This window comes from Pseudomonas tensinigenes, from assembly GCF_014268445.2.
In the GTDB taxonomy this organism is placed as follows: Bacteria; Pseudomonadota; Gammaproteobacteria; order Pseudomonadales; family Pseudomonadaceae; genus Aquipseudomonas; species Aquipseudomonas tensinigenes.
In genome coordinates this window covers 5,382,863-5,396,827 of the sequence record NZ_CP077089.1, presented here as the reverse complement: position 1 = coordinate 5,396,827, position 13,965 = coordinate 5,382,863, and the positions used below count along the sequence as shown (strand labels likewise).

Annotated in this window: 11 protein-coding genes and 1 pseudogene; 5 read left to right on the top strand and 7 right to left on the bottom strand. The window is 58.8% G+C overall.

Annotated elements, in window-relative coordinates:
* The first annotated feature begins 114 nt into the window (after positions 1-114).
* On the top strand, positions 115-1,545 hold the full coding sequence (sbcB, locus tag HU718_RS24000) for an exodeoxyribonuclease I (protein WP_186616599.1): 1,431 nt from the start codon (positions 115-117) through the stop codon (positions 1,543-1,545).
* A 100-nt stretch (positions 1,546-1,645) separates the two neighbouring features.
* Here sbcB and mvaT read toward each other — a convergent pair whose 3' ends face one another.
* Positions 1,646-2,023: a histone-like nucleoid-structuring protein MvaT gene (gene mvaT, locus HU718_RS23995; RefSeq protein ID WP_186616600.1), complete on the bottom strand. Its 378-nt coding sequence runs from the start codon at positions 2,021-2,023 to the stop codon at positions 1,646-1,648.
* 336 nt (positions 2,024-2,359) lie between these two features.
* Between mvaT and purU the strand changes: the two genes are divergently transcribed.
* The gene (gene purU, locus HU718_RS23990) at positions 2,360-3,208 is read left to right on the top strand and encodes a formyltetrahydrofolate deformylase (protein ID WP_007912774.1); all 849 of its coding nucleotides are present in this window, start codon (positions 2,360-2,362) and stop codon (positions 3,206-3,208) included.
* Positions 3,209-3,293: 85 nt separating this feature from the next.
* On the top strand, positions 3,294-3,470 hold the full coding sequence (locus HU718_RS23985) for a hypothetical protein (protein ID WP_176470102.1): 177 nt from the start codon (positions 3,294-3,296) through the stop codon (positions 3,468-3,470).
* 72 nt (positions 3,471-3,542) lie between these two features.
* Here the strand turns inward: HU718_RS23985 and gpgF are convergent, their stop codons facing one another.
* The 5 genes and pseudogenes from gpgF to HU718_RS30080 form a co-directional block, all read right to left on the bottom strand.
* Positions 3,543-4,538 carry a glucosaminyl phosphatidylglycerol flippase gene (gpgF, locus tag HU718_RS23980; RefSeq protein ID WP_095121331.1) on the bottom strand — a complete coding sequence of 332 codons (996 nt, stop codon included), beginning with the start codon at positions 4,536-4,538 and terminating at the stop codon, positions 3,543-3,545.
* Positions 4,535-5,311: an N-acetylglucosaminyl phosphatidylglycerol deacetylase gene (gpgD, locus tag HU718_RS23975; protein ID WP_186616601.1), complete on the bottom strand. Its 777-nt coding sequence runs from the start codon at positions 5,309-5,311 to the stop codon at positions 4,535-4,537. Before gpgD ends, gpgF begins: the two co-directional genes overlap by 4 nt.
* Positions 5,304-6,416 (bottom strand): N-acetylglucosaminyl phosphatidylglycerol synthase, encoded by a 1,113-nt coding sequence (gene gpgS / locus HU718_RS23970; protein WP_496198566.1) that lies wholly within the window; start codon positions 6,414-6,416, stop codon positions 5,304-5,306. Before gpgS ends, gpgD begins: the two co-directional genes overlap by 8 nt.
* Positions 6,417-6,685: 269 nt before the next feature.
* Positions 6,686-7,450 (bottom strand): methyl-accepting chemotaxis protein, encoded by a 765-nt coding sequence (locus HU718_RS30085; RefSeq protein WP_371043227.1) that lies wholly within the window; start codon positions 7,448-7,450, stop codon positions 6,686-6,688.
* Between the two features lie 93 nt (positions 7,451-7,543).
* A pseudogene (locus HU718_RS30080) lies at positions 7,544-8,575 on the bottom strand (HAMP domain-containing protein); the annotation flags it as partial.
* Between the two features lie 189 nt (positions 8,576-8,764).
* Between HU718_RS30080 and HU718_RS23960 the strand changes: the two are divergent.
* The gene (locus HU718_RS23960; protein ID WP_186616602.1) at positions 8,765-10,252 is read left to right on the top strand and encodes a helicase HerA-like domain-containing protein; all 1,488 of its coding nucleotides are present in this window, start codon (positions 8,765-8,767) and stop codon (positions 10,250-10,252) included.
* A gap of 143 nt (positions 10,253-10,395) precedes the next feature.
* Here the strand turns inward: HU718_RS23960 and HU718_RS23955 are convergent, their stop codons facing one another.
* Positions 10,396-10,851, bottom strand: a complete 456-nt coding sequence (locus HU718_RS23955) for a DUF721 domain-containing protein (RefSeq protein WP_150708609.1) — start codon at positions 10,849-10,851, stop codon at positions 10,396-10,398.
* 308 nt (positions 10,852-11,159) lie between these two features.
* Between HU718_RS23955 and secA the strand changes: the two genes are divergently transcribed.
* Positions 11,160-13,895 carry a preprotein translocase subunit SecA gene (secA, locus tag HU718_RS23950; protein WP_095121328.1) on the top strand — a complete coding sequence of 912 codons (2,736 nt, stop codon included), beginning with the start codon at positions 11,160-11,162 and terminating at the stop codon, positions 13,893-13,895.
* The last annotated feature ends 70 nt before the right edge of the window (positions 13,896-13,965 follow it).

Below are 13,965 nucleotides of genomic sequence, written 5' to 3'. Positions count from 1 at the left end.
CGACATAACTATGTATTGCACTGCGAGTGACACTAGGTGTTTGAATGTTTCAAGGCTGGCCGCGACGGCGGTTGAACGCCTAGACTTCGCCGATCTTCAGTTCAGGAACCGCCCGTGACTTCAATCTTTTGGTACGACTACGAAACCACTGGCATCAATCCCCGCTGCGACCGTCCGTTGCAGGTCGCCGGGATTCGCACCGACCATGACCTCAACGAGATCGATGAGCCGGTCAACCTCTACTGCCAGCCCAGCGAAGACATCCTGCCGCACCCGGCGGCGTGCGCCATCACGGGCATCACCCCGGGCCAGCTCGCCGAAAACGGTTTGAGCGAAGCCGATTTCATGACCCGCGTTCATGCGCAACTGGCTGCCCCAGGCACCTGCGGGGCGGGTTACAACACCTTGCGTTTCGACGACGAGATGACGCGCTACAGTTTGTATCGCAATTTCTTCGATCCTTACGCCCGCGAGTGGCAGGGCGGTAACAGTCGCTGGGATCTGATCGACGTGGTGCGCGCCGCCTACGCGCTGCGTCCCGACGGGCTGGTCTGGCCGACGGACGACGACGGGCGGGTGACGCTCAAGCTCGAACGCCTGACCGCCGCCAACCATATTGATCACGGCCATGCCCACGAAGCCCTGTCGGACGTGCGCGCGACCATCGCCCTGGCGCGGTTGATCCGTCAGAAGCAGCCAAAACTGTATGACTGGCTGTTCCAATTGCGCAGCAAGCAAAAAGTCATGGATCAGATTCGCTTGTTGCAGCCGCTGGTGCATGTTTCCGGGCGCTTCTCGGCGGCGCGCAGTTATGTTGGCGTGGTGCTGCCGCTGGCCTGGCACCCGAAAAACCGCAACGCCTTGATCGTCTGCGACCTGCACCTCGATCCGCAGGGCTTGCTCGATCTGGATGCGCAAACCCTGCGCCAGCGCTTGTACACCCGCCGTGACGATTTGCCTGAGGGCGAGTTGCCGGTGCCGCTCAAGCTGATTCATGTCAACCGATGCCCGGTGGTGGCTCCGCTGTCGGTACTGCGTGCGCAGGATCAGCAAAGGCTGGGCCTGGACATGGCGCTTTATGAGGAACGCGCGCTGCGACTAACTGACGCACAACAAGTTTGGAAAGATAAAGTTGCTGCGATTTATGTCAGCGAAGATTTCACCCCGAGCGAGGATCCGGAACAACAGTTGTACGACGGTTTTATCGGTGACCGCGACCGGCGTCTATGTGAGCAAGTGAGGAGCGCTGACCCTTCGCAATTAGCGCAAGAGCAATGGCCTTTCGATGATGAACGTTTGCCTGAATTACTCTTTCGATATCGAGCACGTAACTTTCCCGAGACCTTGAGTTTTGAAGAGCAGGAACGCTGGCGGATATTTTGTCAGCAGCGTTTGTCCTCACCTGAATGGGGTGCGCCGAATACCTTGCAATCTTTTACGGAGGCCGCAGAGCAATGGTCGCTTAGTGCGACACCGATGCAGAGAGCCGTACTCGATGAATGGCAGAATTATGTCCAGGCATTACGCAAACGTTTGAATCTTTGAAATCGAACATGATCGGCGCTAATTTTCGCGGATAAAAAAAACGCCAGCATTCGCTGGCGTTTCTTTTCGTGGCAGATTGGTCTGCGACGGGTACTGCGGCTTAGCCCAGCAGGGTAGCCCAGCCTTCAACCACATCACCGCCCCACTTGGCTTTCCACTCTTTCAGAGTTTTGTGGTTGCCACCTTTGGTTTCGATGACTTCACCGTTGTGCGGGTTTTTGTATTGTTTAACTTTGCGCGCACGCTTGGTGCCGGTAGTTTTTACTGCGCCACCGCGTTGTGCTTTGGTTTTCGATTCTGGATCCAGCAGCGCGATGATGTCACGCAGGGATTTGGAATATTCACCCATCAGGGTGCGCAGTTTGCCTTCGAATTCCAGCTCGGCTTGCAGTTTGTCGTCTTCGGACAGGTTCTTCAAACGGGCTTGCAGCTCTTTGATAGCTTCTTCGGTGGCGCGATATTCGTTGATCAAGGACATGATTACTACCTTAGTAGAGTGCTGAATGGCAGGGGACAGTGCCGCAATAATAGTCAGGCTGTTTCATCAAGTAAACATTTAACCGGACTTTTTATTTAAATTAGTTACGAAAGAAACCGGCAATTTGAATGTTCAGTTAAATAGTGTGATGCAGTCATCACAGATATTCACAGTCAAAGGATCAAAAGGGCTCGCGCAGCGCCGCGAGAGTGACGTTTGCCGCCGTCAGAAATCCGAGTGTCGAGGCGGTGCGCGCGAGGGTGCTCATCAGTACTGCAGTTTTGCCGCGCAATCGCTAGAATGGCCGCCTTTGCGAAGTTCTGGAGTTCCCCCCTCATGCGCACTTTTCGGCTGGTGATATCTTGCCCGGACCGCGTTGGCATCGTTGCCAAAGTCAGTAATTTTCTGGCAGCCCACAACGGCTGGATCACCGAAGCGAGCCACCACTCGGACAATCAGGTCGGCTGGTTCTTCATGCGTCACGAAATTCGTGCCGATTCGCTGCCTTTCGGAATTGAAGTTCTGCGCGAGAAGTTTGCGCCGATCGCCGAAGAGTTCTCGATGGACTGGCGCATCACCGACACCGAGCAGAAAAAACGTGTTGTGCTGATGGCCAGCCGCGAATCCCACTGCCTTGCTGACTTGTTGCACCGCTGGCACAGCGATGAGCTGGACTGCGAAATCTCCTGCGTGATTTCCAACCACGACGACCTGCGCAGCATGGTCGAGTGGCATGGCATTCCTTACTACCATGTCCCGGTCAATCCGCAGGACAAGCAACCGGCCTTCGACGAAGTGTCGCGTCTGGTCAAACAGCACGATGCCGAAGTGGTGGTGCTGGCGCGTTATATGCAGATTCTGCCGCCAGACATGTGCCGTGAATACGCACACAAGGTGATCAACATTCACCACAGCTTCCTGCCGTCGTTCGTCGGTGCCAAGCCATATCACCAGGCTTCCCTGCGTGGTGTGAAACTGATCGGCGCGACCTGCCACTACGTGACCGAAGAGCTGGACGCCGGTCCGATCATCGAGCAGGACGTGGTCCGCGTCAGCCACAGCGACAGTATCGAAGACATGGTGCGTTTCGGCCGTGATGTCGAGAAGATGGTGCTGGCTCGTGGCCTGCGTTATCACCTCGAAGATCGCGTGCTGGTGCACGGTAACAAGACTGTGGTGTTCTGATCGAACTCACGCAGGCTTGAAAAACCAAGGGTCTGGGCGTTCAATCGCTCAGACCCTTGTTCATTTCAGCCCCGAGGAAACCTTCATGAGTGATCCACTGGACAAAGCCACTTCCAAAGCACCGGCGACTTTGGGTGAGGGTTGTTTGAGTCGATTTGATCCCGAGGACATGAGCCCGGAGGATGGCACCGAGTTTCCCGGCGCTGCCGAGTTGTGGGAACAACTCAAACCGGAGTCTGATGATGAAACAGTGGATGCCTGAAAAGATCGCAGCCTTCGGCAGCTCCTACATTGAAACCCTATCCCTGTAGGAGCTGCCGAAGGCTGCGATCTTTTAAGCTTGACGCACTTTCATGAGTTTCCTTAGCAAAGGCCGGCCCAGCATCAACAAAAACACCGGCCCTCCGATCAGCAGATAAAAGTAATACGTCACCACCCGCCAGATCAGAATCGCCGCCGCTGCGGTGGATTTCCCCACCATCGGCGCCAACAGCGCTGCCGACGTCAACTCTGCCGCCCCAGCACCGCCTGGCAACAGACTGAACTGGCCAGCGCCCAGCGAGAGCATCTGCACCAGAAAACTCCAGGCCCACTGCAAGTCGGCGCCCAAGCCACGCAGCGCCAGATACAGCACGCTGTAACGCAGCAACCAATGCACACAGGTCAGGGCGAATACTTTGATCAATGTTTGCCAGGGCAACTTCAACGTATCGGTAAACGCCGCGAGAAAGTGCAGTAACTTGCGCGCCCAGCGACGACGGGTACCGGCCTTGACGTTCATCCTTGCCAACAGGCGACCGCTCAGGCGAATCAAGGTGCGGTGATAGCGCGCGACCAGCACACAACTGAACAACCCCCCGAACAGCGAAATCGCACTGACGGTCAGTAACCACTCGAGGCGATCACTGAGGTGCTGGAACAGCGCATAAATCAGAATCCCGCTGAGGGCGCAGAGAAAGAACAGCAAATCACTCAGTTGATCCATGGCAAACACTGCGCTGCCCCGGGCCGGACGCACGCCTGATCGGGCCAGCAGGGCCATGATTGTTAATGGCCCGCCGCTGCCGCCGGGAGTGGCGCAATAGGCGAACTCGGCGGCCATTACTACGCCAAGGCTTTGCAGCGGCGTGACGCGCTCGCGCTGATCACCGAGCAACAGGCGCAGGCGCAAGGTATTGATGCCCCAGCAGAGCAGGATCATGCCGAACATGATCAGCAGCCAGTGCAACGGGAAACTCTGCAGTCGCGCCCAGGTTTCGCCGCCACCCAGCACAACCGGAATCAGCACCGCCGCGAGCAGGCCGATCAGCAAGAGAATGCCGCGACTCATGCGACACGTCCCCATTGACCGCGCTGTTGGTCGAGCCAGTGGATTTTGCTCATCGGTACGCGTCCTTCACTCAGTAGTCGTTCGAGGGTGTGCAGCCAGTAATTACGGGAATAACCGTGGCGCATGTCTACGGGATGCAAGCCTAGACGAATCACCGGCGCCTGACGCCAACGCAGTTGACGCTGCTCGCTGACAATCTTCGATAAGCCCCTTCGCCAGGCGCTGCGGGCGCTCCAGACCAGACCAGGCGCATCGAGGGGGCTGAAATCCGGCAAACGATAAAGATGCTGCGGATCACTGGTATAGCGCAGCGGTAACTCGCGCAGGGCCTGGCGGGTGCCGTCGCTCATCAACCACGCCGGGGCAACGAAACCGTGCAGCGGCCAGTCGCGGTGCTGGAAGATTTCGATGCCGGCGCGCAGACGGGCGAGGGCGGTTTCACGGGTTAAACGATAGAACTCGCCTTCATGGGTGTAAACGCGGCGCATGAACCAGTCGCGCGGTGTCGTCGGGCCGGGCTCCTGGTCATCGTGGAAATAACCATGCAACGCCAACTCATCGCCAAGGGCAACGCGCGTATCGAGCATTTGGCAAAATGCCGGGTGATCGTCGAGTGCATTGTGCCGGTGGAAGTCCGGTACGACCAGCCACGTCATCGGCACGTTGCCCATTGCGTCGACGGCCTCGACAAACGGTTGGTAGTCCGCCCACGTCGACGGCGCCACGTCGTGCAGCACCAGCAAGACGGCGGGATTATTCACCGATTCAGGCATTGGCCACCCGTGGCAGCGTATGTCCGAGAACCGCGTGATAGTGGCCCAACAGGCTATCGACCACCGTGTCCCAGGCGTAGTGAGTTTCGACATGCTGGCGGGCCTGAGCGCCGAGCCTGGTACAGCCGCGACTGAACAGTTCGCGCACGGCATTGGCCATCGCCTGCGGGTTGTTCGGTGCACAAAGCAGGCCGCAGGATTCAGTGACAATCTCTTCGAACGCCCCGGCCGCCACCGCCACCACGGGAATGCCGCAGGCCATGGCTTCGAGGATCACCAGGCCGAAGGTTTCCTGATCGCCGGCATGCAGCAAGGCATCCGCACTGGCCATCAACTGCGCGACGCGTGGCGCGGGGCAGAATTCGTTGATCACGCTGACGTTGTCCGGCACGGCCGTGGGCATCGACGAACCGACCAGCAACAAGTGATAGCGGGGGCCGAGGCGTTGCATGCATTTGAGCAGCACCGGCAGGTTTTTCTCTTTCGAACCGCGTCCGGCGAAAATCAACAGGCGAGTGTCCTCGGCGATGCCCAGCTCCGCACGCAGATTGCTGTCTCCTGCATCCGGATGAAAGGTCTGCAGATCCACACCCAGCGGCTGTACGAAAACATTACGTACGCCGAGGCCGGTAAGCTTGTCAGCCATGACCTGACTGGGCGCCAATACCCGGTCGAAGTTACCGTAAAGCCTGGTGACATACGCCTCGATATTCGGCGTAAGCCAACGGCCCATGCGATTGCCGACCAGCAATGGCAGGTCCGAGTGATAAAACCCGATCACCGGCACATCCAACTGTCGCCGCGCATCCAGGGCGGCCCAGGCGGTCAGGTAGGGATCGCCGACCTCGATCAGCTCCGGCTGCAAATCGTGCAGCACGTTGCGCCAAGGGGCGAGGCGAAGGGGGAAGCGATAACCCTTGCCGAACGGCAGGGCGGGGGCGGGAACCGTATAAACACCGTCGTGTTCGCTGAAATGCGCACCGGGGATCAACAGGCTGTGGCGAGTGCCGGGTTTGACGCTCAACCGGCGGTGTTTGGCATCCAGATAAGTGCGCACGCCCCCGCTGGCCGGGGCGTAGAACATGGTGATGTCGGCGATATGCACGGTGATCAACCCTCCGCTGCGTGGTTCTCCCTTGGTTGACCTTTATCAAGAATAGATGTTCGGTCGGGATTGCGCGGTAGAGCTGAAGAGCACCCTCACCCTAACCCTCTCCCAGAGGGAGAGGGGACTGACCGAGGTGGATATTGGAAATACGCCGACCTGAGAGACCTGAGTCGAACTCGAATTTTGAACAGCATGAAGATCGGCTCCCTTTCCCCCTCGCCCCCCTGGGGGAGAGGGCTGGGGTGAGGGGGTGAAGCTCTTGATCTTCAGATGCGGAAGCTGCCAACCAATTGTTTCAGACGCGAAGCCTGCTGCTCCAGATCCGAACACGCCCGCAACGTCGCCTGCAAGTTCTCCACGCCTTCCTGGTTCAGCGTGTTGATCTCGGTGATATCGACGTTGATCGATTCCACAACAGCAGTCTGTTCCTCAGTAGCCGTGGCCACCGACTGGTTCATCCCGTCAATCTCGCCAATGCGCTGAGTCACGCTGTTCAGGCGCTCCCCGGCCAGGTTGGCAATCTCGACACTGTCCTGACTGTGGCGCTGGCTGTCGCTCATGGTGCTCACCGATTCACGGGCGCCCACTTGTAGCTCCTCGATCATGGTCTGCACCTGCTGCGCCGATTCCTGGGTGCGATGCGCCAGATTGCGCACTTCATCGGCCACCACAGCAAAACCACGACCGGCCTCACCGGCACGCGCCGCTTCAATCGCCGCGTTAAGCGCGAGCAGGTTGGTTTGCTGGGAAATGCTGGTGATCACTTCAAGAATCTGGCCGATGTTCACGGTTTTGCTGTTCAGCGATTCGATGTTACTGCTCGACGCGCTGAGCATGCTCGATAGTTGATTCATCGCCTTGATGCTGCGATCCACCACTTGCTGGCCATCTTCAGCCAGACCGCGTGCATCACTGGCCTGATTCGAGGCCTGTGCAGCATTGCGGGCGATTTCCTGCGCGGCGGCGCCGAGCTGGTTGATCGCTGCGGCCACACTGCTGGTGCGCGAGGCTTGCTGATCGGAGTTGTACATCGACGAGTTCGACGCGGCGACCACGCGCAGGGCGACTTCGTTAACCTGACCGGTGGCCGAGGACACTTCGCGGATCGAACCGTGAATACGCTCGACGAAACGGTTGAACGCGGTACCGAGGATGCCGAATTCGTCGTTATTGACGATGGTCAGGCGTTTGGTCAGGTCGCCTTCGCCGTCGGCAATGTCTTCCATGGCGCGGGTCATCACGTGCAACGGCTGGATCAGCAGGCGGATCAGCATGCCAAGCAGGGCGATGATGATGGCCACGGCAATCACGGTCGCGATCACTGCGGAGGTGCGGAATTCGCTGAGCATGGCGAACGCTTGATCTTTGTCCACCGACAGGCCGATGTACCAGTTAACCGATGGCAGGCCTTTGATCGGCGCGAAGGTGACGATGCGCGTCTTGCCGTCAACGGTGACTTCGCTGAAGTCGCTGCTGATGCGTGGGGTGTCCTGCGGATAGGCTTCCTTCAGTGATTTCATCACCAGCGCCTTGTCCGGGTGCACGAGGATCTTGCCGTCGGCGCTGACCAGGAACACATAACCCATGCCGTCGAAATCGCGGGCGGCGAGGGTGTCGACCAGCGATTGCAGGCTCAGGTCACCGCCAACCACACCGACGCTCTGACCGGCCTTTTTCGAGGCGGTGGCGATGGAGATGATCAACTGGCCGGTGGCGGCGTCGATGTACGGTTCGGTCAGGGTCGAGGTGCTGCTGCTTTCGGCACCTTTATACCAAGGGCGCACGCGCGGATCGAAACCGTCCGGCATCTTCGCATCCGGGCGGATGGTGAAGTGACCGGTGGCGTCACCGAGGTAGGAAGCCATGAACGTCGACGTCAGGGCTTTCTGTTCCAGCAAGCTGGCGACGTTGGCAGGTTCGGGGTTGATGGCAATGTTCTGGGCGGCGTTCTCGATCAGCAGAATGCGACCGCTGAGCCAGGTCTGGATATTGCCGGCGGTGACCTCGCCCATCTCGTTGAGGTAGTTGTTCAGGTCATCGCGGATCGCATTGCGCTGTAGCCAGTCGTTGTACAGCGTAAACGAGGCGAAGGCGGCGATGACGATGAGGGCGGCGGCAAGCAAAATTTTATGGCTGAAGCGCAGATTTTTGTTCATGGCTTGGGGTTCCGCTAAGGTCTTAATGTCCAGGGCGTGCTTTTATAGAAGCGCGCAAAATGGGCAAGGGTGAAAACAAGCTGATATTTCCGTCTCTCCTTAGGGAAATGTCCGGCCTGACTTGTGGTCGGGTCTCTCACTCTTCTTTATCGGCCATGCAGAATCAAAGATTAACCATTGGGTGACAAAATGCCTGACTCCTCGCAACTCGTAATCGGCGCCGACCTCGCAGGCCAGCAGATAGCTCAGGCCATGCGCCTGGCGAACCGCCACGGACTGGTCGCGGGCGCCACCGGTACCGGTAAAACCGTCACTTTGCAGCGTTTGGCCGAGGCGTTCAGTGACGCCGGGGTCGCGGTGTTTGCCGCGGACATCAAGGGCGATCTGTGTGGCCTCGGTGCGGCCGGCAACCCGCAAGGCAAGGTCGCCGAGCGTATCGCCGGGATGTCGTGGCTAAACCACAAGCCACAGGCGTATCCGGTGACCTTGTGGGATATCCACGGTGAGTCCGGTCATCCATTGCGCACCACGCTGAGCGAAATGGGCCCGCTGCTGATCGGCAGCCTGCTGGAACTGACCGACAGTCAGCAGTCGGCGCTCTACGCCGCGTTCAAGGTTGCCGATCGTGAAGGCCTGTTGCTGCTGGATCTGAAAGACCTGAAAGCGCTGCTCAATCACCTCAAGGACAATCCGCAGTTGTTGGGCGATGACGCCGCGTTGATGACTACTGGCTCCAGTCAGGCACTGTTGCGCCGCTTGGCGATTCTTGAGCAGCAGGGCGCCGAAGCCTTGTTTGGCGAACCGGCACTGCAACTCGAAGACATTCTGCAACCGACCGCCGACGGCCGTGGGCGCATTCACTTGCTCGACGCCAGTCGTCTGGTACACGAGGCACCGAAGGTCTACGCAACGTTCCTGTTGTGGCTGCTGGCTGAGCTGTTCGAGCAGTTGCCGGAGCGCGGTGATGCCGACAAACCGCTGCTGGCGCTGTTTTTCGATGAAGCGCATTTGCTCTTTGGCGATACGCCCAAGGCCTTGCAGGAACGGCTGGAGCAAGTGGTGCGTTTGATCCGTTCCAAAGGTGTTGGCGTGTATTTCGTCACACAGTCGCCGGCGGATTTGCCCGATGACGTGCTGGCGCAACTTGGCCTGCGCATCCAGCATGGTTTGCGCGCGTTCACCGCCAAAGAGCAGAAATCCCTCCGTGCGGTGGCGGACGGCTTCCGGCCGAATCCGGCGTTCGACAGTTTGTCAGTGCTGACCGAGTTGGGGATTGGCGAGGCCTTGGTCGGTACGCTGACTGAAAAAGGCACGCCGGAAATGGTCCAGCGCGTACTCGTGGCGCCACCGCAATCGCGGATCGGGCCGTTGACTGAAACCGAACGCACGGTGCTGATTGCCGGCTCGCCGTTCAAGGGGCGCTATGACAAGCCGATTGATCGGGAGTCAGCGTATGAAATTCTGATGGGGCGCAAAGGGCTGGCGCCGGAGGCCGAGGTGCCAGCGGGTAAGCCAGCAGTTGAAGAGCCGAGCCTGGCCGACAGGGCAGGGGAGTTTCTCGGGACGGCAGCCGGGCAGGCGCTGAAGTCGGCGATGCGCCAGGCTGCCAATAACCTTGGCAAACAACTGGTGCGCGGTTTGATGGGCTCATTACTCGGAGGCAGCAAACGCCGCTAATCCTGAACTGGTGGATATCTAAATGTGGGAGCGAGCCTGCTCGCGAAAGCGGTGTGTCATTCAACTTTAATGTTATCTGACACAACCTCTTCGCGAGCAGGCTCGCTCCCACATTGGAATTGCAGGCAGATTCAGAATAGAAGTCAGGATTTGTCTTTGGCGTGCGCCGCTAGGCGCTCCAGCGCCGCGCGCAACCCCGGATCAGTGATCCCGTCCGCCGTGGCCTGAATCGTCGCCGCGGCATCCGTGGACAAATCCATCGTGTGCCCGGCCGCCCCACGTTGAACCGTCGGCGGCTGCACCTTGAACAGAATTCGCGTCAGACTGGCGAACTCGTCAAACATCTGCAATTGCCGCTGCAAGCGTTTTTGCTGGTAGCGCAGGCGTGTGGCCCAGTGGCCATCAGTGACAATCAACAGCAAACTGCCCTCACGCCACGAGGCGACATGGCAATGTTCACGGGCGGCGGGTTGCAGTTGGCTTTCGAGCAGGCGCTGCAGATGACCCAGTCGTTGGGCGTGGCCGAGGATGGCTTTGAGCGGCTTGGCTTCGCGCAGGAGAACGGCGGGTGCTCTGGCCGTAAGAGGGCGGAATGCCATGATCGAACACCTGAAGTAACAGAAACGCCATGGTAGCAGAAAGGTCGAAATCACTCGCCCATTGCTTTTGCCCTCGCTTTACCCATTAAATCAACGACTAACTTCTACCTTGTATGACTTGAAGTTGAGCAAAACGCCCCTATTTTAAGTGAGCCCCGTCAAAGCGCAGTGCCAGCATCGTGGAACATCGCCACTTTCCTCACTTCCGTTTCCGGGTAGAATGCTCGTTCGCATGCGGCCATGAGGGCTGCACGGGCGACGCTCACGGGGCCGCCCTCCATCCCTTTAGTGTGGAAGATCCTGCCGATATGTTTGCGCCTTTGTTAAAGAAACTTTTTGGAAGCAAGAACGAGCGTGAAGTCAAACGCATGCTCAAGACGGTGCAGCTCGTCAATGCCTTCGAAGAGCAAATGGTGGCCCTTTCGGACGATCAATTGCGCGCCAAGACCGAAGAGTTCAAGGCCCGCATCGCCAAAGGGGAAACCCTCGACAAGCTGTTGCCAGAAGCCTTTGCGGTCGCCCGCGAAGCCGGCAAGCGCATCATGGGTATGCGCCACTTCGACGTACAGCTCGTCGGTGGCATGACCTTGCACGAAGGCAAGATCGCTGAAATGCGCACCGGTGAGGGTAAAACCCTCGTAGCGACCCTGGGTGTTTACCTCAACGCACTGTCCGGCAAGGGCGTGCACGTTGTGACGGTGAACGACTACCTGGCGCGTCGTGACGCCAACTGGATGCGTCCGCTGTATGAATTCCTCGGCCTGACCGTCGGCGTCGTGACGCCGTTCCAGCCGCCGGAAGAGAAACGTCTGGCCTACGCCGCCGACATCACCTACGGCACCAACAACGAATTCGGTTTCGACTACCTGCGCGACAACATGGCGTTCAGCATGGAAGAAAAATTCCAGCGCGAACTCAACTTTGCCGTGATCGACGAAGTCGACTCCATCCTCATCGATGAAGCGCGTACCCCGCTGATCATTTCCGGTCAGGCCGAGGACAGCTCCAAGCTGTACATGGAGATCAATAAACTGATCCCGCAGCTGGAACTGCACGTTGAAGAAGTCGAAGGCGAAGTCACCAAGGCTGGCCACTACACCGTTGACGAGAAGACCCGTCAGGTCGAACTCAACGAAGCCGGTCACCAGTTCATCGAAGACATGCTCACCCGTGTCGGCCTGCTGGCTGAAGGCGAGAGCCTGTACTCGGCGCATAACCTGGGCCTGCTGACCCACGTGTATGCCGGTCTGCGTGCGCACAAGCTGTTCAATCGCAACATCGAATACATCGTGCAGGACGGCCAGGTCGTACTGGTCGACGAACACACCGGCCGTACCATGCCCGGTCGTCGTCTGTCCGAAGGCCTGCACCAGGCCATCGAAGCCAAGGAAGGTCTGAACATCCAGGCCGAGAGCCAGACCCTGGCCTCGACCACTTTCCAGAACTACTTCCGTCTGTACACCAAGCTGTCCGGCATGACCGGTACCGCCGACACCGAAGCGTTCGAATTCCACCAGATCTACGGTCTGGAAGTGATGGTCATTCCGCCGAACAAACCATTGGCGCGTAAAGACTTCAACGACCTGGTGTTCCTGACCGCCGAAGAGAAATACGCGGCGATCGTTACGGACATCAAGGAAAGCATGGCTGCCGGTCGTCCGGTGCTGGTGGGTACTGCCACCATCGAAACCTCCGAGCACATGTCCGCACTGCTCGTGAAGGAAGGCATCGAACACAAGGTTCTCAACGCCAAGTTCCACGAAAAAGAAGCCGAGATCATCGCGCAGGCCGGTCGTCCGGGTGCACTGACCATCGCCACCAACATGGCCGGTCGTGGTACCGACATCCTGTTGGGCGGTAACTGGGAAGTGGAAGTCGCGTCGCTGGAAAACCCGACCCCTGAGCAAATTGCCCAGATCAAGGCCGACTGGCAGAAGCGTCACCAGCAAGTGCTGGAATCCGGCGGTTTGCAGGTGATCGCGTCCGAGCGTCACGAATCGCGTCGTATCGACAACCAGCTGCGTGGCCGTGCCGGCCGTCAGGGTGACGCCGGTTCGAGCCGCTTCTACCTGTCGCTGGAAGACAGCCTGATGCGCATTTTCGCCTCTGACCGGGTGAAAAACTTCATGAAAGCCCTGGGTATGCAGCCGGGCGAAGCGATCGAGCACCGCATGGTGACCAACGCGATCGAGAAGGCGCAGCGCAAGGTTGAAGGCCGCAACTTCGACATTCGTAAGCAACTGCTCGAGTTCGACGACGTCAACAACGAACAGCGTAAAGTGATCTATCACATGCGTAACACGTTGCTGGCCGCTGACAACATCGGCGAAACCATCGCCGACTTCCGTCAGGACGTGCTCAACGCCACCGTCAGCGCGCACATTCCGCCGCAATCGCTGCCAGAGCAGTGGGACGTGGCCGGTCTGGAAGCCTCGCTGCAGAGCGACTTCGGTGTGGCGTTGCCGATCCAGCAATGGCTCGACGAAGACGATCACCTGTACGAAGAAACCCTGCGCGAGAAGCTCATGACCGAGCTGATGGCGGCGTACAACGAGAAAGAAGATCAGGCCGGTGCCGAGGCACTGCGCTCCTTCGAGAAGCAAATCGTTCTGCGCGTACTGGACGATCTGTGGAAAGACCACCTGTCGACCATGGATCACCTGCGTCACGGCATCCACCTGCGTGGCTATGCCCAGAAGAACCCGAAGCAGGAATACAAGCGCGAGTCGTTCACGCTGTTCTCCGAGCTGCTGGATTCGATCAAGCGCGACTCGATCCGTGTGCTGTCGCACGTTCAGGTGCGCCGCGAAGACCCGGAAGCCGAAGAGCAACGTCTGCGTCAGGAAGCCGAAGCACTGGCCGCCCGCATGCAGTTCGAACACGCTGAAGCGCCAGGTCTGGAGCAACCGGAACTGCTTGGTGAAGAGGTCGATGTGGCCCTCGCCGCCGCCCCGGTTCGCAACGAGCAGAAGCTGGGCCGCAACGAACTGTGCTACTGCGGTTCGGGCAAGAAATTCAAGCATTGCCACGGGCAGATCCAGTAAAACCCGTTTCAATCGCTGAAATACCCGCGCCGCGACCGGCTCCTGCCGTCGCGGCGTTTTGCCATTTAAA